The sequence below is a fragment of the Acinetobacter sp. GW821-FHT09D10 genome (assembly GCF_059416285.1).
In genome coordinates this window covers 1-21,772 of the sequence record NZ_JBWKOW010000002.1, presented here as the reverse complement: position 1 = coordinate 21,772, position 21,772 = coordinate 1, and the positions used below count along the sequence as shown (strand labels likewise).

The 21,772-nt window shown below is 40.0% G+C and carries 16 protein-coding genes; 7 read left to right on the top strand and 9 right to left on the bottom strand.

Annotated features, from left to right (window positions below):
- Nucleotides 1-73 precede the first annotated feature (73 nt).
- The 3 genes from AC07M3_RS06755 to AC07M3_RS06745 all read right to left on the bottom strand — a co-directional run bounded on the left by AC07M3_RS06755 (nucleotide 74) and on the right by AC07M3_RS06745 (nucleotide 4,818).
- Nucleotides 74-451 (bottom strand): hypothetical protein, encoded by a 378-nt coding sequence (locus AC07M3_RS06755; protein ID WP_092709044.1) that lies wholly within the window; start codon nucleotides 449-451, stop codon nucleotides 74-76.
- 138 nt (nucleotides 452-589) lie between these two features.
- A complete protein-coding gene (locus AC07M3_RS06750; protein WP_494567111.1) occupies nucleotides 590-3,715 on the bottom strand; it encodes an efflux RND transporter permease subunit in 3,126 nt (1,041 codons plus the stop codon).
- Nucleotides 3,712-4,818: an efflux RND transporter periplasmic adaptor subunit gene (locus AC07M3_RS06745; protein WP_494567112.1), complete on the bottom strand. Its 1,107-nt coding sequence runs from the start codon at nucleotides 4,816-4,818 to the stop codon at nucleotides 3,712-3,714. Before AC07M3_RS06745 ends, AC07M3_RS06750 begins: the two co-directional genes overlap by 4 nt.
- Nucleotides 4,819-4,967: 149 nt before the next feature.
- Between AC07M3_RS06745 and AC07M3_RS06740 the strand changes: the two genes are divergently transcribed.
- The 4 genes from AC07M3_RS06740 (at nucleotide 4,968) to AC07M3_RS06725 (ending at nucleotide 11,036) form a co-directional block, all read left to right on the top strand.
- Nucleotides 4,968-5,591: a TetR/AcrR family transcriptional regulator gene (locus AC07M3_RS06740; RefSeq protein WP_494567113.1), complete on the top strand. Its 624-nt coding sequence runs from the start codon at nucleotides 4,968-4,970 to the stop codon at nucleotides 5,589-5,591.
- Nucleotides 5,592-5,761: 170 nt separating this feature from the next.
- Nucleotides 5,762-8,446 carry a phosphoenolpyruvate carboxylase gene (gene ppc, locus AC07M3_RS06735; protein ID WP_003654312.1) on the top strand — a complete coding sequence of 895 codons (2,685 nt, stop codon included), beginning with the start codon at nucleotides 5,762-5,764 and terminating at the stop codon, nucleotides 8,444-8,446.
- Between the two features lie 298 nt (nucleotides 8,447-8,744).
- Complete coding sequence (locus AC07M3_RS06730; protein ID WP_005037795.1) at nucleotides 8,745-10,040, top strand: solute carrier family 23 protein; 1,296 nt, start codon at nucleotides 8,745-8,747, stop codon at nucleotides 10,038-10,040.
- A 105-nt stretch (nucleotides 10,041-10,145) separates the two neighbouring features.
- Nucleotides 10,146-11,036, top strand: coding sequence for a LysR family transcriptional regulator (locus tag AC07M3_RS06725; RefSeq protein WP_494567114.1), 891 nt, complete (start codon nucleotides 10,146-10,148; stop codon nucleotides 11,034-11,036).
- A gap of 9 nt (nucleotides 11,037-11,045) precedes the next feature.
- Here AC07M3_RS06725 and AC07M3_RS06720 read toward each other — a convergent pair whose 3' ends face one another.
- The 3 genes from AC07M3_RS06720 to ilvD form a co-directional block, all read right to left on the bottom strand.
- Nucleotides 11,046-11,777, bottom strand: coding sequence for a sulfite exporter TauE/SafE family protein (locus AC07M3_RS06720; protein WP_199989157.1), 732 nt, complete (start codon nucleotides 11,775-11,777; stop codon nucleotides 11,046-11,048).
- A 78-nt stretch (nucleotides 11,778-11,855) separates the two neighbouring features.
- The gene (locus AC07M3_RS06715; RefSeq protein ID WP_494567115.1) at nucleotides 11,856-13,145 is read right to left on the bottom strand and encodes a hypothetical protein; all 1,290 of its coding nucleotides are present in this window, start codon (nucleotides 13,143-13,145) and stop codon (nucleotides 11,856-11,858) included.
- Between the two features lie 317 nt (nucleotides 13,146-13,462).
- Complete coding sequence (gene ilvD, locus AC07M3_RS06710) at nucleotides 13,463-15,292, bottom strand: dihydroxy-acid dehydratase (protein WP_494567116.1); 1,830 nt, start codon at nucleotides 15,290-15,292, stop codon at nucleotides 13,463-13,465.
- Nucleotides 15,293-15,640: 348 nt separating this feature from the next.
- Between ilvD and fmt the strand changes: the two genes are divergently transcribed.
- The gene (fmt, locus tag AC07M3_RS06705) at nucleotides 15,641-16,603 is read left to right on the top strand and encodes a methionyl-tRNA formyltransferase (protein ID WP_307013434.1); all 963 of its coding nucleotides are present in this window, start codon (nucleotides 15,641-15,643) and stop codon (nucleotides 16,601-16,603) included.
- Nucleotides 16,600-17,904, top strand: a complete 1,305-nt coding sequence (rsmB, locus tag AC07M3_RS06700) for a 16S rRNA (cytosine(967)-C(5))-methyltransferase RsmB (RefSeq protein WP_494567117.1) — start codon at nucleotides 16,600-16,602, stop codon at nucleotides 17,902-17,904. The genes fmt and rsmB overlap by 4 nt, the downstream gene beginning before the upstream one ends.
- 39 nt (nucleotides 17,905-17,943) lie before the next feature.
- Here rsmB and AC07M3_RS06695 read toward each other — a convergent pair whose 3' ends face one another.
- Complete coding sequence (locus tag AC07M3_RS06695) at nucleotides 17,944-18,087, bottom strand: methionine/alanine import family NSS transporter small subunit (RefSeq protein WP_004640212.1); 144 nt, start codon at nucleotides 18,085-18,087, stop codon at nucleotides 17,944-17,946.
- A gap of 12 nt (nucleotides 18,088-18,099) precedes the next feature.
- Nucleotides 18,100-19,578, bottom strand: coding sequence for a sodium-dependent transporter (locus AC07M3_RS06690; RefSeq protein ID WP_309951183.1), 1,479 nt, complete (start codon nucleotides 19,576-19,578; stop codon nucleotides 18,100-18,102).
- Nucleotides 19,579-20,233: 655 nt separating this feature from the next.
- On the opposite strand from AC07M3_RS06690, the gene AC07M3_RS06685 reads away from it, so the two are divergent.
- Nucleotides 20,234-20,926: a TIGR04219 family outer membrane beta-barrel protein gene (locus tag AC07M3_RS06685; protein ID WP_270903195.1), complete on the top strand. Its 693-nt coding sequence runs from the start codon at nucleotides 20,234-20,236 to the stop codon at nucleotides 20,924-20,926.
- A gap of 59 nt (nucleotides 20,927-20,985) precedes the next feature.
- On the opposite strand, the gene AC07M3_RS06680 is transcribed toward AC07M3_RS06685, so the two are convergent.
- Nucleotides 20,986-21,585, bottom strand: a complete 600-nt coding sequence (locus AC07M3_RS06680) for a glutathione S-transferase family protein (protein WP_494567118.1) — start codon at nucleotides 21,583-21,585, stop codon at nucleotides 20,986-20,988.
- Nucleotides 21,586-21,772 lie beyond the last annotated feature (187 nt).

Genomic DNA, 21,772 nt, shown 5'->3' with positions numbered 1-21,772 from the left:
AATACTCTATTGCCGACTAAATGGGGGGCTTTAGCCGAATTTACAAGGGGAAAATGTTTAAAAAATAGATATATTAAAAAACTGCCTTATTTTTTAAATATTTAGACAAGCCTTTTAACCATGCATTTAATAGAAATAACCACGCAATCGCGCTAAATACAACACCAGCAACCGTAGAGGCAGTTACCCAAAGATTACTGTCCCATGCAAAAAAGAAGAGCGGAATAAACCAGACCGCAGCAAAAATTGCCATACAAAGAAATAGAATCCCGTTTCGCATAATCCATAGTGCATGCGCATGAATCCAAACTTCCGCATTATCTACAGCCGCTACTTTACGAGCAACCAAATAAGCAAAGGCTGCAAAAATAACCGTAAACAATGCAAGAAACATGAACGCATAAGAAATTACAATATAACGGCGATGCTGTTCGATATGGTCTTGCCCCATCTGTATTTCACCTCAATTCACTGCATTTGCCTATTTTTTATGCAGTGAAATAATCCTGTATTTTTTGTGTAAAGACAGGTGCTACTATATTGGAGTTTTCAATATTTCGCACCTTTATTCACAAAAAAATTATGTATTTTATGCGGTTTTTTTCACCTTAAACCATGCTGCGTAGAGCGCAGGCAAGAAAAATAATGTCAGTAAGGTGGCAACAATCAATCCACCCATGATCGCAACTGCCATCGGACCAAAGAAAATACTCCGTGAAAGTGGAATCATCGCCAGAACTGCGGCTAAAGCAGTCAAAATAATTGGACGGAATCGACGTACTGTTGCTTCAATAATCGCTTCCCATGTGGAATGACCTGCTTGCCTGTCTTGTTCAATTTGATCGATCAAAATAAGCGAGTTACGCATGATCATCCCAGAGAGTGCAATTGTGCCCAACATGGCCACAAAGCCAAATGGTTTGTTAAATAACAGTAAGAATAAAACCACACCAATTAAACCTAGTGGAGCTGTTAACAACACAATGGTTGCGCGAGATAAGCTCTTAAGCTGAATCATCAGTAATGTCATGACAACTGCTAAAAACAGTGGCATACCCGCATTAACAGAATTTTGCCCACGTGCAGACTCTTCTACCGTTCCACCGACTTCAACAAGATAGCCACTTGGTAATTCAGCACGTAACTTGTCCATTGATTCAGCTAACTCACCAACCACTGTAGCTGGTTGTAATTGAGTTCGGATATCTGCGCGAACGGTAATGGTTGGTAAGCGGTTACGATGCCAGATTAAGCCATCTTCAAATTTATACTCAATTTTAGCGATTTGAGCTAAAGGCACAGTCGTTCCATTTGTCGTTGGTACAGCTAAACTTGCCAGTGAAGCCACTTCAACTCGTTCACTCTGATCGCCACGTAAACGGATTTCAATGAGTTCACGCTTTTCACGATATTGCTCAATCGCACTACCTGTAATTGATGCATTAATGAAATTCGCTAAATCCACACTAGAGACACCCATTTGTCGAGCACGATCTTGGTCAATTTGAATTGAAATAATCTTACTCGGCTCACCCCAATCTAAATGTACATTGGTGGTATTCGGGTTTTCGCTCACTAGTTTAGCGACCTTCTGTGCTTCTTGACGGACCAGATTTTGATCTTCACCCGACACACGATATTGCAATGGATAACCAACAGGTGGGCCATTTTCCAGTAATGACACGCGAGTACGAACTTGCGGCAGTAATTGCCTAATTTGTTTGTCTAACGAGCGACGAATTTCATCACGATCATCAAGTGATGATGCCAGAACTACAAACTGCGCGAAGCTGGCTTGTGGCAGTTGCTGGTCTAATGGTAAATAAAAACGTGGTGATCCTGTACCGACATATGCCACATAGTTATCAATACCTTTTTGTGTAGACAGAAACTTTTCAACCTTTTTCACAGCTTGTTCTGTCGCTGTTAAAGAAGCGCCTTCTTCAAGTTTTAAATCAACTAAAATCTCAGCACGGTTCGAAGGTGGGAAGAACTGCTGAGGAACTATCTTAAACATCAGCACAGATAGCACAAAAATACCCACCGTCGTCGCAATTACGGTTTTTCGGTAAGTCACACAAAACTCGACCATCTTTCTAAAACGTAAATAGAAGCTAGATTGATAAGGATCGTAATGATGGTCCTGTGAAATGGTCACAGTTTGCGGTTGCGGTTTTTTGGTTAATCTCGCCCATAAACGGACATACCAAGGTGCCTGATGGCCTATTTTGGTAAAATCGGGTAATAGCTTTTCACCTAAATAAGGTACGAATAAAACTGCTGCAACCCAAGATACTAATAAGGCAATCGTCACAACCTGAAAGATAGAGCGAGTGTATTCACCTGTACCAGACTGAGCTGTCGCGATAGGTAAGAAACCAGCCGCGGTAATCAGTGTTCCAGTGAGCATCGGAAATGCTGTTGTTTTCCACGCAAATCCGGCGGCTTTAATTCGGCTATAGCCCTGCTCCATCTTAATTGCCATCATCTCAACGGCAATAATAGCGTCATCGACTAACAGACCTAGCGCCAGAATCAAGGCACCCAGTGAAATCTTATGCAGGCCGACATCGAATAGACTCATACCCGCAAAGGTCATTGCTAAAACTAAAGGAATAGAAAAAGCGACAACCAATCCTGTACGGAAACCTAAAGAGAAAAAACTCACTAACAAGACAATAATAACTGCTTCAGCGAGTACCTTTATAAACTCCTGAATACTACGTTGTACTGCTACAGGTTGGTCAGAAACTTTTTGGAGTTTCATACCTAAAGGTAGTGTCTTTTGCAATTGGGCAAATTCTGTGTCGAGATTTTTACCTAAGGCAATAATGTCGCCGCCCTTACGCATCGATAGAGCAATACCAATCCCATTTTCACCCATGAAACGCATACGTGGCTGAGCAGGTTCACTAAAACCACGGTAGACATCAGCGACATCTCCGAGCTGAATGGTTTTATCGCCTACCAGTAACGGCATTTTCTTAATTTCATCAATGTTTTGTAAGTGACCACTTACCCGAATCTGAATACGGTCTGTGCCTGTTTCAAAAAAACCTGCACTTGCCATACTATTTTGTTTTTGTAAGGCTTCTTGAATTGCGGTAACTGGAATACCAAGCTGTACCGCTTTAGTGTTAGAAATCTCAATCCAGATTTTTTGATCTTGTAGACCAATTAATTCAACCTTACTGACATCCTTCACCCGTTGAAGCTGTAATTGCAAACGATCTGCATATTCCTTAAGAAGTGCATAGTCAAAGTCTTTGCCTGTCAGTACATAAATATTGCCGTAAGTGTCTCCAAATTCGTCATTAAAAAATGGACCTTGTACACCGTTTGGCAGTTCATGGCGAATGTCATTGACCTTCTTACGAACGTTGTACCAAACATCGGGAATCTTGTCAGAAGTAAGTGAATCCTTGGCCACAAAAGTGACTAGTGACTCGCCTGGACGGGAGTAAGCCATAATCTTGTCATACTGCCCTGTTGTCATGAGTTCCTTTTCGATACGGTCCGTAACTAAAGTTGAAACTTCTTTGGCAGTCGCCCCAGGCCAGTAGGTCTGTACCACCATTACCTTAAAGGTAAAGGGTGGGTCTTCACTTTGTGATAATTTTGAATAAGAGATCGCACCGACAATGCCAAGCAACAGCATAAAATAAAGGACGATGCCTTTATTATTTAATGCCCATTCCGAGAGATTGAATTTCATGGCTGGGTTGCTCCCTGAATTTTCACCCCACGGTTTTCACGGTCAATCGGGTGAATCTTCTGTTTATCACGTAGCAAATGTACGCCGCCAATCACAATCCAATCATTTGGGGCCAAGCCAGATAATACCGGCACACTATCTTTGCCATATGCACCAATCGTTACAGGTACTTTACGCAATGTCTGATTCGCATTAACGACCCATACATAAGGTTGATTATCTGTTGCTGAGACACTCGAAAGTGGCACACTCATCACATTGGTTTGAGTCGAGCTAAAAAATACGCGTGCACTTTGCCCAAGCTGAATAACAGATTGGCCTTCTTTGAGTGCAACCTTGACCGTAAATGTACGAGACTGATCAGCCGCGGGAGAAACTTCGCGCACATAACCAGCAAATCGGTCATCCGGTTTAGACCATAAAGTGACCCAAGCTGCCTGACCAACCTTGATCTCGGCAACTGCTTGTTCTGGTACGCCAATGACAACTTCACGCTCTCCATCAATTGCCAGTTGATAAGCGGCTTGGCCCGCTGCAACCACTTGTCCAATTTCGATATTTCGCGCAGTAATCACCCCATTTTTATTAGAAACGAGTTGGTTATATCCTGTCTGATTAGCAGAAACTTCATAGTTAGAACGAGCTTGTTGTAACGCTGCTTGTGCCGAATCATATTGATTTTTCACCGTATCGTATTGCGAACGGCTAACCGCATTAATTGGTAGTAATTGCTGAAAACGCTTAAGTTCATCTGATGCCGTTTTTGCTGCGGCCTGAGCATTGTCCAGTTGGGCTTTAGCAGCATTTAACTGTAGCTGAGCATCTGCCACGTCAAGTTTTGCTAAAACTTGTCCAACCTTAACTCGATCACCAACATCTACATAACGTGCTGTAACCTGCCCACCGACCCGAAATGCTAAAGCTGTTTGTTGTCTGGCCTGAACATCTCCCGCATAGCTCTTTTGTTCATTGAGTGTGGTCAAAGGTTGAGCCACCATCACATAGGGTATTTCTTCTGTTTTTGGGGCTTCTTTACTACACCCCATTAATGTGACCGTACAAACAATCACCATACTCATGATGAGAGGTTTTAACAGATTCATATCTTATCGCTCTTATTCAAACTGATTTTTTAAGGCACAATATGTTTGCATCATAAATTGTTTGTTTTTTAATTAATATACCCATGGGTATACTAATTAAAGAAAAACTTATAAATCGCTATTTTTTTAAATTTTTATTAGAGGATTTCGTGCAAACAGTTAATCAAAGTGGTCGCCCCAAAGATCTAGAAAAACGTGCTCGTGTTCTACAAGCAGCAAAAGCCATTTTTTTGAAATCTGGTTATCACGGTACCAGCATGAACCAGATTGCACAGGAAGCAGGAGTCACTAAGCTCACGGTTTATAATCACTTTCAAGATAAAGCCAACCTATTTATCTGTGCGATTACAGAAACCTGTGAAGAGACACTGTGTAATAAACAATTTGAATTAGATGCATCGGCAGACTTTTATCAAGCACTCGTTATTGTGTGTTCACGCGCCTTGCAAATTATTTACTCACCTGAAGCACTTAAACTTGAACACGTTTTATTTGAACTTGCAGCAGAACAAAGTCCACTCGCCCTACAGTTTTTTGATGCATCTCATACCCGATTGCAAAATCAATTAGCTGAGTTTTTGCAAAAAGCAGCTCAATTAGGTTTTATTCAAACCGATAATCCTACTTATCAAACCGAGCTTCTTATGTCCTTATTGCTTGGCGTACGCCACCAGAAGGTTTTACTTGGGATCATTGCTGTACCAAATGTTCATGAGCTTGAGCAAATTATTCAAGATGCAATTGCTTTATTCCTGCTCAAATATCGGACTTAAACCAAAGTACCATTGCCAAAAGTTGTACTGAGTGCATGCCATCGTTAACAGCATTACATGCAAATTAAATGTTATTTTTTAAGCAAAAATTCACATTTTCTTACGCTCAAAGCTTGGAATGTTTGTTAATCACGCTATATTCGATAAGGATAAGAACAGGAGAAAATAGCATGGTTCAGCAAATCGATGCGCCACTGCGCGAGGATGTCCGCTTACTTGGTAATTTATTAGGTGAAACCCTAAAGCAACATGCAGGACAAGAGCTGTTTAATCAGATCGAGCAAATTCGTGCCCTTGCTAAAGGTGCACGTGATGGCCAAGCTGAAGCCCAAAAGCAACTAGAACAATTATTTTTAAATTTACCCGACGATGAATTACTTCCCCTTACCCGAGCTTTTTCTCATTTCCTAAATTTTGCCAATATTGCCGAGCAATATCATGTGGTCCGTAGCCGCAGACAGGCAGAGTTTGATTCGGATGCCAACTCTCCGAATCCACTTGTTCACCTATTTGAAAAATTCAAAGATAAAAGTATTTCAACAGAAAAACTGTTCCAACAAGTTTGTGATCTTGATATTGAGCTAGTGCTTACAGCACATCCGACCGAAGTCAGCCGTCGTACGCTCATTCAGAAATATGATGATATCAATGCGTGCTTGTCTCAGCTTGATCAGCAAAAACTCACTCCACGTGAGCGTCAAAGTGCACTTGCGAACCTAAAGCAACAAATTAGTTCGGCATGGCAAACCGATGAAATTCGTCAACATCGTCCGACTCCTGTTGATGAAGCAAAATGGGGCTTTGCGACGATTGAGCAAACGCTCTGGAATGCAGTACCTAAATTTATTCGTGAGTTAAATGAGTTGGTTCAAGAAAATTGCCAACAAAACTTACCCCTTAACATTGCACCAGTGCGTTTCGCCTCTTGGATGGGTGGAGACCGTGATGGTAACCCAAATGTTACCCATCAAATTACACAAGAAGTTCTGTGGTTATCGCGCTGGCAAGCTGCCGATCTCTATTTAAGAGATATCGAAAACTTACGTTGGGAACTTTCGATCCAAACCTGCTCTGAAGAAATGATTCAGGCCATTGGTAACCAACATGCAGAACCTTATCGTGAGTATTTACGTGCAACACGAGAACGCTTAAAAGCGACTCGTCACTGGTTAGCTCAACGTTTGCAAGGACTCGAAGCAGACGATACGAATGTGATTAAAAGTAAAGATGAGCTCTTACAACCGTTATTATTGTGCTATCGCTCTTTAATCGACAGTAACCTACCTGAAATTGCGAATGGTCAACTACTCGACTTTATCTACCGTGTGAACTGTTTTGGTATTGAACTACTTAAACTCGACATTCGCCAAGAATCAGGTCGTCACCGCCAAGCAATTTCAGCAATTACCGAATACTTAGGTTTAGGTAATTTTGAATCGTGGACTGAACAAGCACGCCAAAACTTCCTGATTCAGGAATTACAAAGCAAACGTCCACTTTTACCGAAATATATTAATGAACCTGAAGGCAGTTTGATTGGACACCCAGATGTTCAAGAAGTATTTGCAACCATGCGTACTTTGGCAGACCAACCGCCTGAATCTTTAGGAGCTTATATTATTTCTATGGCTGAATATCCAAGCGATGTTTTAGCTGTATTGTTATTGCAAAAAGAAGCAGGTATTCAGCATCCTTTACGAGTAGTTCCTCTATTTGAAACTTTAAAGGACTTAGATGGCGCTGCAACTACCATGAATACGCTGTTCAATATGCATTGGTATAAACAGCACATTCAGGGCAAACACGAAGTTATGATCGGCTACTCTGACTCTGCAAAAGATGCCGGTTTCATGTCTGCCAACTGGGCACAATATCGTGCTCAAGAAGAGCTGACTGCAATTGCTCAAACACACGGCGTACAGTTGACTCTGTTCCACGGCCGTGGTGGTTCAATTAGTCGTGGTGGTGCTCCAACTCAACAGGCACTATTTTCACAGCCACCGGGTTCGATCTCTGGTGCAATCCGAGTTACAGAACAAGGTGAAATGATCCGCTTCAAATTCGGTCTAGAAGGGATTGCCATGCAAAACCTTGAAATCTATACCGCAGCAACACTTGAAGCGACCTTATTACCACCACCGGAACCTAAAGCTGAGTGGCGTGAACTCATGAACCGTATGACAGATCATTCTGTTAAGGTCTATCGTCAAACAGTACGTGAAAATCCACACTTCGTAAAATATTTACGTACTGTCACCCCTGAGCTTGAATTACAAATGTTGCCACTAGGTTCGCGTCCGGCAAAACGTAAAGTGAGTGGTGGTATTGAGTCTTTACGTGCGATTCCATGGGTATTTGCATGGACTCAAATCCGTTTAATGTTACCTGCATGGTTAGGCACTGGTGCAGCAATTAATGAAGTGATTGCGGATCAGCAAAAAGCAACCCTTGATGAAATGCTCCAGCAATGGCCTTATTTCCAGACACTCATCGATATGCTGGAAATGGTATTGTCAAAAGCTGATGCCAACATTGCGCTCTATTACGAATCACATCTGACTGAAGATGAAGATTTAAAAGTACTCGGCAACCAATTACGTCAGCGATTAAAAGATGCTGTTGAAACCCTACTTGCATTAAAAGATGAATCAAAACTACTGAGCAATAACGAAGTTCTTGATCAGTCTATGCAAGTTCGCAAACCTTATTTACTGCCTTTACACCTTTTACAGGCTGAACTGATGAAACGCCGTCGTGATTATCTCGCTGAGCGTCAAGCAGAAAATACCCCTGTTGATCATGCGCTAATGGTGAGTATTGCAGGTATTGCTGCTGGTTTACGTAACACTGGCTAAGCTGATTTTACCGATTGTTTAACAAAGCAGTGCATTACCGATGCGCTGCTTTTTACTTACAAAGTTCCCCAGTTTTCTTAAATTTTCCCCGATTTTCTATTTTTTTAAATATTTTTTAAAAATCAAAAAATTAATTTTTATAAGAAAAAAATAACTAAATACGTACATTTAGAATTTAAAAAATTATACCAATCGTTAAAAAATAATTAATTTCCACTGACATACTTCTCTCTAGAGATTAAATGCATTCTCAAGAAAGAGTATCATTGCACCAATTAAAGAATAACGAGTTTATTTTATGTCCAATTGGTTTCCAAAATGGCAGCCTTACCAAGGTGATATTGACCATCGGCCAGTCTCTACCAATGAATATCTCCCTCCAGTTCAAAGTGCTATTTTAGGTATCCAACATGCGTTTGCCATGTTTGGAGCAACTGTTTTAGCACCATTACTCATGGGTTTTAATCCAAATCTTGCCATTTTAATGTCTGGCATCTGTACCATCCTGTTCTTCTTAATTACAGGTGGTCGCGTTCCAAGTTACTTAGGATCAAGTTTTGCCTTTATTGGTGTGGTTGCAGCAGCGACTGGGCATATTACAGGTTCAGGTGCAAATCCCAACCTCTCTATGGCTTTAGGTGGAATCGTTGCGTGCGGTGTGTTTTATGCCCTCATCGGTTTTATTGTGATGCTTACTGGCACACGCTGGATTGAAAAACTCATGCCGCCTGTCGTTACTGGCGCGATTGTGATGATTATTGGTCTAAACCTTGCACCTGTTACGATTAAAGGTGTTGCAGGCCAACCATTTGAAATGTGGATGGCCTTAATTACCGTACTTTGTATGGGAAGTATTGCGGTCTTTACTCGCGGCTTATTGCAACGTCTACTTCTATTGGTTGGTTTAATCTTGGCCTATGTAATTTATGCCATCACCACCAATGGTCTAGGTTTAGGTAAACCAATCGATTTTAGCCAGATCTCTCAAGCTGCATGGTTCGGTATCCCAAGCTTTTCACATCCTACTTTTGACACCAGAGCTATGCTCATTATTGCTCCGGTTGCGCTTATTTTAGTAGCCGAAAACCTAGGGCATATTAAAGCTGTTGGTGCAATGACTGGCGAAAACCTAACTCCACAATTAGGCAAAGCGTTTGTCGCAGATGGTCTGGCAACAACGCTGTCTGGTAGCGTAGGTGCACCGGGTATGACCACTTATGGTGAAAACATTGGGGTCATGGCGGTAACTCGTGTCTATTCAACTATTGTTTTTGTTATTGCTGGTGTCTTCGCAATTTTCTTGGGTTTATCTCCAAAATTTGGTGCAGTGATTAGTACTATCCCAAATGCTGTTTTAACAGGTGCATCTATTGTCGTATTTGGTTTAATTACCATTGCGGGTGCAAAAATCTGGATTGAAAATAAAGTCGATTTTTCTAACAATAAAAACCTGATTGTTGCTTCTGTAACGATTATTTTAGGTGCCGGAAACTTTGAATTGATGTTTGGTAACTTCAATTTAGGCGGCATTGGTACAGCAACGTTTGCAGCCATTATTTTGAACTGGTTATTTAGTTTAAAAGATAAAACGTAAGTTCCCAAAGGCAGCATCAGCTGCCTTTTTTATTATTATTTTTCATCACCCTTCCTGATTACTTTTTAGTATGATGATCACTTACCCTTCAATACGTTCCCTGTCATGCGTTTTGATTTTTTTGATTTACAACTGGTTCTCCATATTGTCTCTACAGGTAGCTTAACTAAAGGTGCAGATCGTTCCGCGATTTCACTTCAGGCTGCCAGCGAACGTATAAAAAAACTCGAACAATATTTTGAAACTCCTTTATTTATTCGCCAGACAACAGGAGTCGAACTCACGACCGCAGGACATGCTTTTACTGAGCATGCTCGTCAGCTTTTGGCACAAAAAGATCAACTCGAACAAGAAATGCAGCGTTTTAGGCAAAAGACCACAGAATCATTGATCCTTTGGTGTAACTCTTCTGCTCAAAGTGAATATCTACCGCCTCTCTTACCGCAATATCTAGTACTGCATCCCGAAATGAATATCGATTTACATGAAGCCGAAAGCTCAGAAATTGTAGATGCATTAACACAAGGGGTTGCAAGTCTCGGTCTCGTTTCAAGTTTCTTTGATACAAGGCATTTGCAAACTAAGGAATTTGCGAGTGATCCTTTAGTTCTGATTTGCCCTACTACCCACAATTTAGCTCAATACCAAGAGCTGAATTTGGTCGATGCTTTAAGCTATGGCTTTATTGGCCTTAAATCCCATCACTCTTTGCAGCAGTCCATCGAAACTCAAGCTAAATTGCTAGGCTTTAACATACAGTACCGTTTACGTTTACCTAGCTTTGGCGCAATTGCTGAGGTTGTGGCGAAAGGTGTTGGAATTGCAATTATGCCCGCCCGTGCTGCACAGCGTTTGCAATCAGACTATGATTTCCATTCGATTCAATTACTCGGTGCGTGGGCAAACCGTAAATTGCTTTTAGCTACACAAGATTTCAGTCAGCTTCCTAACAATTATCAGCAATTTGCAGATTTTTTACTGCAACATCGCCCTTAAATACTTGGCTTAGTGCAAAACCATATAAATCCCTAATGACACTAAACCAATGAAAAAAATACGGCGAAATTTCTGCTCATTCAATCGATAACGGATTTTTTTACCTAACCACATTCCAACTAATGCAGCGAATAAAGCCGCAAAAGATAAACGATAGTCTAGCGTTATTCCTGACATAGGGTTGTGGTGTAAAAAGACTGCAAGACAAATGGTAGAGACAGTAAAAGTCAGCCCCAAAGCCTGTACCAACTCATCACGTTTTAAATGCAACGACTGCAAGTAAGGCACTACTGGAATAATAATCACACCTGTTGCTACCGTCACTGCCCCACCAATATAACCAATGATGGGCGATAACCAACGTTCATGCTTGCCTAAGTGTGGAAGCTTTTTCACGCATAGACCGTAGAGCCCATATAAGGCCAACATACAGCCTAATAAAATTTCACTACTATGCCCATGACTTTGGCTCAAGGTGGGCAGAAAGCTCCATATTGACCCTAGTACAATGCCTACAAGCAAAGTCCAGAAACGGCGAATAAAAGACCAGACATGCCCCTCAGCGAAAAGCTGCCAGACATTAGTGACCATTGAAGGAACAATCAGAAGAGATGCTGCTTGAAAAGGACTCATTGCGATGGTGAGTAGGCCCATCGATACCGCGGGCAACCCTAAGCCGATCATGCCTTTAATCATGCCAGCAAAGGCAAACACCACCATAATAATTGCTAGAAATGTCACTGTTTATCTCCGATTCCCTACAAGGCTATGCTACGGAAAAAACAGGCTTTGCCCTATTCTTGTTTTTGGGAGAAGGCCTCAATTAGAAGTTGAGGCCGTTTTATATTTTTCTTCTAATACATTGCTAAAAATACTTTCAATCATCCAAACACGATACAAACTATTAAAGACATAGCTTTGCCCATCAATACGCAACTCTAAAACTGGTAAATCAGGCTGATGCTTATCTCTGCAAAATGCGTCATTTTGCGCCAAAATAGCTGGCACATCCTGTTCGGTTAACTGCTCAATTCCCAATTGCTGCTGTAATTCTTGGAAATGCTTTTTGAAAGATAAATCTTTGCCTTTTGTCCAAACAGCCTGCAAGATCGTAAAAACCGTATCGATTTGCTGATTTTCCTGCACACTATAGAAAAGCTTTGCCATTTCAAGCGTACTTTCTTCTGTTGGTCGGCAAAAAGGGGTAAAAGCTACATCTGTTCGTTTAGAAACACGGGTTGCCAAACTCCAGTCAAACCAATCTCGGCCTTGATAGCTTAAGGGGTAAACTTTTAATTGAATGTCATAATAATCGGCCAGCTCTTCCTTAATATAAGCAAGTAACAGCCAACTCATTGGATCTTCTAAGGCAATATATATATCGAGTTCAGGACGAAGTGTCTGAATTTCAGTAAGTGCCTCAGCATCATTAATCAAATGTTCACGCCATTCGATATGATTAATTAAAAAGATCGGATTACCAGTAAGTAACTTTTGCTGTTTTAGACGACGGGTTAAACGTAATAAATCATCTACTGCATGATACTTACGCCCACCAAATTCAAAGTATGCCGCCGGTACAGGTTCATTCGTAAAAATACGTTCGGAAAAATGTTGAGGAAGCTGATGTTTAACTGCCATGGCATGTAAAGTGCGCAGCTTTCCATATTGCTGCTGCCAAAGCATGTGAAAAATATCTTCTAGTAAATGTAAGAAATTCTGACCTTGTAATGGAGTTCTTTTTAATATGACAGCGGCTTGTTTTAAAGATTCTTGGCTTGGGATTTCTGGAAATTCATCAAAAGCAAAACGGTGTTGCTTGGCTAAAATTTTTGCATCATTCAGACAATAATTTTGCCACTCTTCATGTGACATGCCATTTGGAGGTTCAGAAGCCGTATGGGAAATAATAATTTTTAAAGGCTTAAGTTCATCACTTAAAATCTCATCGAGCTGAGACAATTGTTGAACAGCCAAATAGCTATACACATCATCAAGTCGTAAATAAATACTTAAACCATTTTCCGTGGGTAACACCGCTTGACGAGATGGTTTTTGGTAAAACCAACTCGATCGGATAGGGTCAAACCAACGGCGTAGCAGTGACATGAATAGTGCCTCTAAAAAATAAAATCCTAAGCTAGACCAAAAAACTGCTTTGATCGCAGTACAAAGTGCAGCAGAAGCTTAATATACAAAATACTGATGGGCTCTGCTTACGCAGAACAAATATCATGTTATTGCACGTGTTCCTGCATCGGTGAAGATTTTATCATCATTTTATGACAAACCCATAGAATGACTTGCAACACCCTAATCTACAAGCCTATTTTTTTCATCAGGCGAAAAAAATGCACCCTCAACAGATAATAATTCATCGTGTTGAAGAGTGCATAATTTCTACTCAATTATTAAAATTGAATATTTTATAGAACGCGTACAGCTCCTTTCGCTGCACTTGTTGTATGCATTGCATAAACTTTTAATGCTTTTGATACCTTACGTTTACGTTCTTCTTTCGGATGCCAGCCTTTCGCTTCTTGAACTGTACGACGGTGCGCCATAGTCGCATCATCAACGTTCAAGTGAATGGTACGGTTTGGAATATCAATTTCAATGGTATCGCCATCTTCAACCAAACCAATGGCACCGCCTTCAGCAGCTTCTGGCGAAACATGTCCAATCGAAAGACCTGATGAACCACCAGAGAAACGACCATCTGTAACTAATGCACAGTCTTTTCCTAAACCTTTCGATTTAAGATAGCTGGTTGGGTAAAGCATTTCTTGCATACCCGGACCACCACGTGGACCTTCGTAACGAATAACAACGACATCACCAGCTTTAATATCATGACCCAAGATTGCATCTACAGCAGCATCTTGGCTCTCAAACACGCGCGCTGTACCAGTAAATTTTAGGATAGATTCATCTACACCCGCAGTTTTCACAATACAACCATCAAGAGCGATGTTGCCGTATAGCACAGCTAAACCACCATCTTTAGAGAATGCATGTTCTGCATTGCGGATAACGCCTTTTTCACGATCGCCATCTAAAGTTGCATAGTAACGATTTTGAGAGAAAGCAACTTGCGTTGGTACGCCACCCGGAGATGAGCGATAGAACTCATATACCTCTGCATCTTCAGTACGAATAATATCCCACTTATCTAAGGCATCTTTTAATGTTTTCTCATGTACGGTTGCTAGTGATACATCAAGTAAATTCGCACGATCAAGTTCACCTAAAATGGCCATGATGCCGCCTGCACGGTGTACATCTTCCATATGAACATCTTGTTTTGCAGGCGCTACTTTAGATAATACAGGCACTCGACGTGATAGTTCGTCAATATCGTCCATGGTAAAGTCAACTTCCGCTTCACTTGCCGCAGCCAATAAGTGTAGAACGGTATTGGTTGAACCACCCATTGCAATATCAAGCGTCATGGCATTTTTAAATGCAGCCTTTGTTGCAATTGAACGAGGTAAAATGCTTGCATCTTCTTGTTCGTAATAGCGCTTAGCCAATTCAACAATAAGCTGACCTGCTTTTAAGAATAATTTTTTACGATTAGCATGTGTCGCAACAATCGAACCATTACCCGGTAAAGATAAACCTAACGCTTCGGTTAAACAGTTCATTGAGTTTGCAGTGAACATACCTGAACATGAACCACAGGTTGGACATGCTGAACGTTCAAATTCTTCAACTTCTTCGTCTGTATAACTTTCATCAGCTGCAACAACCATTGCATCAACAAGATCAATCGCTTTTTCATTACCGCGGAATTTGACCTTACCTGCTTCCATTGGTCCACCAGACACAAAAACCACAGGAATATTCAAGCGCATCGCAGCCATGAGCATTCCCGGAGTAATCTTGTCACAGTTAGAAATACAGACCATAGCATCAGCACAATGCGCATTCACCATGTACTCTACTGAGTCAGCAATCAAATCACGTGATGGTAAAGAATAAAGCATGCCGTCATGCCCCATTGCGATCCCGTCGTCTACTGCAATCGTATTGAACTCTTTAGCAACACCACCTGATGCCTGAATTTCTGCTGCAACAAGCTGCCCTAGATCTTTAAGATGTACATGGCCCGGAACAAATTGAGTAAATGAATTGACCACCGCAATAATCGGTTTGCCGAAATCCTCATCTTTCATTCCTGTTGCACGCCATAAGCCACGTGCGCCAGCCATATTTCTTCCGTGTGTCGATGTTTTTGAACGATAGTCAGGCATTAGTGTTTCCAACAAGTTGTGCTTGAGCGAAATTTCTCCCACTCTGGCTGAATGATACTGATATAGCGTTAGATCAGTCGGAATATTGACTCATCATCATAATTTGATCATTCTCCATTCTATAGAAGCAAATAATATTCGGAAAGCCAAGAACAGTAATAGTCAGTCAATATTTAGCAAAACTTACATGAATAATTTTTTATTTTTTCATAACCTTTTTTTATCAATAAAAGTTTTTCAATAATTTTTTGTTCACTATTTAAAAACCAAATCTCTCAATAGCCATGAGTTTAGGGCTTCAAACGTTTTTCACGTATACTACCCACAAACTCTTTTTGGATTGCATTTGTGAAAATTATTTTTGCTGGCACCCCCGAATTTGCTGCAACAGCATTGGCGGCTTTATTAAAAACTTCCCATGAAATTATCGCGGTTTATACTCAACCAGACCGTAAAGCTGGTCGCGGACAAAAATTAACGCCATCTCCTGTAAAACAGCTTGCCCTTGAACATAATATTCCTGTTTATCAACCGCTTCACTTTAAAGCTTCAACAGAAGAAGGCTTGGCAGCGCAACAAGAACTCGCTGCTTTAGGTGCTGATGTGATGGTGGTTGCTGCCTATGGTTTGATTCTTCCACAAGCTGTACTCGATACACCTAAATATGGGTGTTTAAATATTCATGGCTCATTATTACCACGATGGCGCGGTGCAGCACCAATTCAGCGCGCAATCGCAACAGGTGATGATGAAACAGGAATTACCATTATGCAGATGGCTGCCGGTTTAGATACAGGCGATATGATGTATAAAACCTACTGCCCAATCACCACCGAAGAGACCTCTGCCAGCTTGCATGACAAATTAGCTGTTCAAGGTGCAGAAGCGATTTGTGCAGTACTCGAGTCAGAAGCAACATTACAAAAATATTTGGCAGAACGTGAAGTTCAAGATGAAAGCCTAACTGTCTATGCACACAAGCTCGTGAAATCAGAAGCTCGTATTGACTGGTCAACTGATGCTATTCAACTTGATCGAAATATTCGTGCCTTCAACCCTTGGCCTGTTGCTTTCGTTCAGTTAGATGAAAATAATGCTCTGCGTGTTTGGAGCTCAACAATTTCTAGTCAAAACAAAGCGAATGTCCAAGCTGGTGAAATTATCGCGATTGATAAGCAAGGCGTACATATTGCTTGTGGGAAAGATTCCTTTATTTGTCTGACCAGTGTGCAATGGCCGGGCGGCAAAGCAATGAATGCCCAACAAATTGCTCAAACTCAAAAACTTCATGTAGGACAAATTCTGCCATGAGTCAGGTTTCATCAAATTCGTCACGATTTAACTTACGTGCTCAAGTCGTCCAGACGTTATTAAAAGTTCAGCAAGGCCAATCACTCGCTAGTATTTTAAATACACAGTTGAATCAAGTTGCAGAACGTGACCGTGCTTTGTTTCACGAGTTGGTTTTGGGTACATTGCGTCAATGGTTTGCGCTTAAATCAATTAGCTTACCTTTGCTAAGCAAACCGTTAAACAATGAAACTGTTGAAACCTGTCTTTACGTCGGCCTTTATCAAGTTTTATGCACACGTATTGCCGCACATGCTGCCATATCTGAAACAGTAGACGCCACTAAACAACTTGGGTTCCCAGCACTCAGTGGCATTGTGAATGCTATTTTGCGCCGAGCGACGCGTGAAACTGATGAATTTCAACAAGGTTTACAACAGGCGCATGGCTTACCAAGTTGGCTTTATAAGCGTGTGAAAAAAGATTGGGGTGAACAAACCGAATCTCTATGCCAATCATTAAAGCAAGTCGCACCTTTAACCTTAAGGGTTAATCAACGCCACATTGGTCGAGACGCTTATTTAGCAAAATTACAAAGTTCAGAAATTCAAGCACGTGCATGTATTTTATCTGAAGCAGGCATCGTCCTTGAGCAATCTGTTCAAATTACCCAACTACCCGGTTTTGAAGAGGGATGGTTTTCTGTACAAGATGAGCATGCTCAGCTATGTGCAACATTATTGCCAGATTTAAATAATAAAACAGTGATTGATGCCTGTGCAGCACCCGGTGGAAAAACGGCTCATTTACTCGAAAAGTTTAAACCAGCTCAGCTCATTGCTATTGACCAAGATTCTAATCGTTTAGTCCGTGTGACTGAAAATTTAAACCGTTTAGCACTCGATCAAACTCATACTGAAATTTTGGCAGCTGATGCAACCCAATGGGTTCCAGCGCAGCCTGTAGATTGTATTGTGCTAGATGCGCCTTGCTCTGCAACAGGGGTCATTCGACGTCATCCTGACATACGCCTTTTACGCCAATCTAGCGATATAGGCCAAACGATTGAGCTGCAAAAGCAGATTCTGGAACATATGTGGCAACAACTCAACGTTGGAGGCACACTGCTCTACATCACATGTTCAGTTTTAAAAGCTGAGAATGAACAGCAAATGATAGATTTCTTCGCAGAACATACTGATGCGAAAGAAATCAAAATTGAAGCTGATTGGGGAATTGAGCAAACCCATGGTCGCCAATTACTGCCGCAAGCGCAGTCTGGTGATGGATTTTATTATTGTAAAATTCAAAAAATTGCATAAAAAAAGCAGGCTTAAAGCCTGCTTTTTACTAGATCAGCATCAAAGCGTATGTTGATCTTTTACATCTTCTAAAACATCATCTAACTCTTCAGGATGTTTCGACAAATGTAGAATGGATAAAATCAATCCACCCCATAAAAACACCATCGAAATCACCATCATCACGATTGCCGAAGTATTCATTATTTTATCCTCCTAGCGATCTTTCATTTTGCTTAACACGATTGCAACGACCGCACAGAAAATCACACTGCCCCAGCCGAATACACCTTGTAAGCTCATACTATAAGTATCATAGCCATTTTTGATCAAATTAAAAACAGTCATACAGAGTGTAGTTAACAAGATTAAAGATGTAATAACCGTTAAAGTGAAATCCCATCCCTTACCAACTTGGATGGTTGAGATACGATTTATATGGTCACTAAGTTCTTTAAGCGCTGAACGTTTAAACCAAGCTACGCTAATAATTGATATTAATGCGCCACCAATAATCCCGATGTTATTAATAAAGTGATCGACAATATCAACCAGTTTAATTGCATTTACACTTGAGAATAGAATAATTGATACGAGCGCACTACCACCACCAATAATCGTTACAGCTTTTTTACGGCCCCATTTCAACTTATCTTGCATTGCAGCAATAGGCACTTCCAAAATACTGACCATCGAAGAAATACCTGCGACGAAAAGTGAAGAGAAGAATAAGAGACCAAATAAATCGGCACCTGTACCTAAACTTGAAATAATTTTAGGGAATGCAATAAATGCCAATCCAATCCCGCCACTCACCACATCTTTAACTTCAGTACCAGCAGCATGTGCCATAAAACCTAGCGCTGCAAAAATACCAATACCCGCTAAAATCTCTGTTGATGCATTTGCAAAACCAACGATTAAGCCAGAACCAGTTAAATTCGTTTTTGGTTTCAAATATGATGCATACGTCACCATGATCCCGAAACCAACAGAGAGAGAGAAGAAAGTATGGCCATAAGCTGCTAACCAAACTTTATAATCCATCATTGCTGACCAGTTTGGCGTGAAGAATGCATTCAAACCTTGAACTGCACCCGGCAAACGCAATGACTGAATCACCAAAATAGTGAATAGAACGAATAATAATGGCATGAAAATCTTATTAGATAATTCCACACCCTTTTTCACGCCACCATAAAGAATGATTAAAGTAAGTGCCCAAATTCCAACAATCGGCCAGAATAAATGACTTACAAACTGTAGATCAAAACCAGTCGCTTTTGAGGTTTGTAGGTAAGTATTAAAGAAGAAACCTTCTGGATCACTTCCCCACATTTGACCAATAGAGAAGTAAACGTAACTACCTGCCCACGTCAGAACGCTTGCATAATACAAACCGATGATGATGCAGACACAAACCTGCCACCACCCTAAAGTTTCTCCGCCTTTAAATAAAGCACGATATGCTTTTGGAGGCGAACCAGTACTACGATGCCCTACCGCATAATCTAAAAATAGTAACGGTAAACCAGCAGTAATGAGTGCCAATAGATAGGGAATAAGAAACGCACCACCACCATTTTCATAAGCAACGTATGGAAAGCGCCAAATATTACCTAAGCCTACAGCCGAACCAACGGCTGCAATAATAAAACCAGATCGTGACGTCCAGTTTTCACGAGAATCTGCCATAAAACACCTAATGTTAAAAGATTACTTATTTTTACTGCTATTGTTGATTGTTATTCCGCATGCAAAAAAAGAACCAAAGAATACTTTTGTGTTTGATTGAGAATAAAAAGCACCTTCTGAGTATTTTTATTTCATTTCAAACAAGCAAAAATAGAAAATTCTTCCTTAAAGATTTTTGTCCATTTTTTGCCCCTATGTAGCTGAACAATACCTGTTTTTATTTCTTTTTACTGTAATTTCCATCAGAAATTTTACGAATTTTCCAAGTTTTTTTCACAATTGGTTATTTTTCAGCTCATCTTTACGCCCTAAAGCTTAGGGGCAGGCATTATTGTTCAATGATATTTTATTCCAATTCATTGAAAGAGCTCTTCAATTACTCGACTTATCCAGTAATTTTTTCTTAACTCTTCAGTTTTCAATTAAGATTTAAATGTCACATTACTGTTAGATGACAAAATTTATACTAAAATTTTTATAGGTTTATTGTCATCAAAACTAATAAATAAATATTAGTTATTTGAAATACATGGATTTTTATTCAGTCTCAAAAAATCTTATAGATATATACTCGATAGGCTTATTTTTTATCAATGCATCTGTAGCAAGATGTCTATATCATGCGCTCGAAGATTTCTTTTATTCGGATGTTAAAATGAAAATATTAAAAATGTCTTTATTAGCGCTCGGGATGGGCTTAAGTGGCTTTGCTCAAGCAGACTTTGTTGGAGTCAAAGGAGAAGTAGGCTACTGGTTTTATGACGGTAAAGCTAATATGTCTTCTCAATTCCCTGATGATCAGGATCTAGATCAAAAAGGCAGTGCTCAACTCTCATTGTCAGTAGAACACCCAATCCCATTTATTCCAAATGCAAAAATTCGTTATGTAAATTTAGATACTCAAACTAAATCAGAAACTTTAGGTCAAGCTAACTATAAAGTTGATTTAGATCATAGCGATTTTATACTCTATTACGAATTACTCGATAATATTGTGAGTGTAGATGCCGGACTTGGTGCAACTGTACTAAATGGTGATATCACTGCGTATACAGGTAAGCGGGTGGATATTGATAAAACATATCCTATTGCTTATTTATCAGGTGAAGTAAAACTTCCATTTACAGGTTTAAGTGCTAAAGGTGAAGCAACGTATACAAACTTTGATGATGCACGAATTACAGATGCATTAGCAGAAGTAAAATATAAATTTGCAGATAACTTACTCATTGATCTTGGTTTAACAGCAGGCTATCGCATACTCAATATTGATTTAGATGACTACGATAATAATGACCTTAAATTTGAGTTTAAAGGTCCCTATGTAGGCTTAGAAGCACATTTCTAAACCGGAACAAGCTAGAAATTTCTCTCATACTTAAAAAGAACTCTATTAAGAGTTCTTTTTTATTCAATCATACTCATATATCTGGGATATTCTTGAATTCTTTGACACCATGCTTGAATATTTGGGTATAACTTTAAATCGAAGCCACCTTCATCAGCCACATGTGTATAAGCATATAACGCAATATCAGCAATAGTGAGTTGTGGTCCTGTAAGATAGTCGTGTTCTGCTAATACTTTATCCATAATAGATAATGCTTTATGCCCTTTTGGCTGTAAATTATAATATTCGGTTTTTCTATCTTCTGGTAAACCTAAATATTTATTAATAAAACGTGCAACTGCAATAAAAGGTTCATGGCTATATTGTTCAAAGAACATCCATTGGTACATTTTTGCTTTAATAAAAAGATCTATAGGAATAAATTTTGTTCCCTCAGCTAAGTAACCTAAAATAGCATTCGATTCACTTAAAACACGACCATCTTCCAGAACTAATACAGGTATTTTTCCATTAGGGTTTAGGGATAAAAACTCTTGGGTTTGTGTATCTTTTTTTAAAATATCAATATGAATCCATCTATGATTAATATTTAACAAGGAAAGTAAGAGTTTGATTTTATAGCAATTACCCGAACCCACATCACCATAGATTTTCATATGTACTTCTCTCTTATTATTTATGCTTAAATAGATAATTTTCTTATTATTTATAGCACAGCTCTCTCATAGGATTCTTTTTTATTGCATTGATTTTTTATTTTCGTCATTTACTTTAGTCATAAAAAAACACCCCTGGCCTATTGGACAGGGGTGTTTGAATAATGAGCTGGCGATGACTTACTCT

Bases quoted from the DNA above. Each gene is read 5' to 3' on its own strand.
- AC07M3_RS06755 (WP_092709044.1), bottom strand. From the start codon at position 451: ATGGGGCAAGACCATATCGAACAGCATCGCCGTTATATTGTAATTTCT.
- AC07M3_RS06750 (WP_494567111.1), bottom strand. From the start codon at position 3,715: ATGAAATTCAATCTCTCGGAATGGGCATTAAATAATAAAGGCATCGTC.
- AC07M3_RS06745 (WP_494567112.1), bottom strand. From the start codon at position 4,818: ATGAATCTGTTAAAACCTCTCATCATGAGTATGGTGATTGTTTGTACG.
- ppc (WP_003654312.1), top strand. From the start codon at position 5,762: ATGGTTCAGCAAATCGATGCGCCACTGCGCGAGGATGTCCGCTTACTT.
- AC07M3_RS06730 (WP_005037795.1), top strand. From the start codon at position 8,745: ATGTCCAATTGGTTTCCAAAATGGCAGCCTTACCAAGGTGATATTGAC.
- AC07M3_RS06725 (WP_494567114.1), top strand. From the start codon at position 10,146: ATGCGTTTTGATTTTTTTGATTTACAACTGGTTCTCCATATTGTCTCT.
- AC07M3_RS06715 (WP_494567115.1), bottom strand. From the start codon at position 13,145: ATGTCACTGCTACGCCGTTGGTTTGACCCTATCCGATCGAGTTGGTTT.
- ilvD (WP_494567116.1), bottom strand. From the start codon at position 15,292: ATGCCTGACTATCGTTCAAAAACATCGACACACGGAAGAAATATGGCT.
- rsmB (WP_494567117.1), top strand. From the start codon at position 16,600: ATGAGTCAGGTTTCATCAAATTCGTCACGATTTAACTTACGTGCTCAA.
- AC07M3_RS06695 (WP_004640212.1), bottom strand. From the start codon at position 18,087: ATGAATACTTCGGCAATCGTGATGATGGTGATTTCGATGGTGTTTTTA.
- AC07M3_RS06690 (WP_309951183.1), bottom strand. From the start codon at position 19,578: ATGGCAGATTCTCGTGAAAACTGGACGTCACGATCTGGTTTTATTATT.
- AC07M3_RS06685 (WP_270903195.1), top strand. From the start codon at position 20,234: ATGAAAATATTAAAAATGTCTTTATTAGCGCTCGGGATGGGCTTAAGT.
- AC07M3_RS06680 (WP_494567118.1), bottom strand. From the start codon at position 21,585: ATGAAAATCTATGGTGATGTGGGTTCGGGTAATTGCTATAAAATCAAA.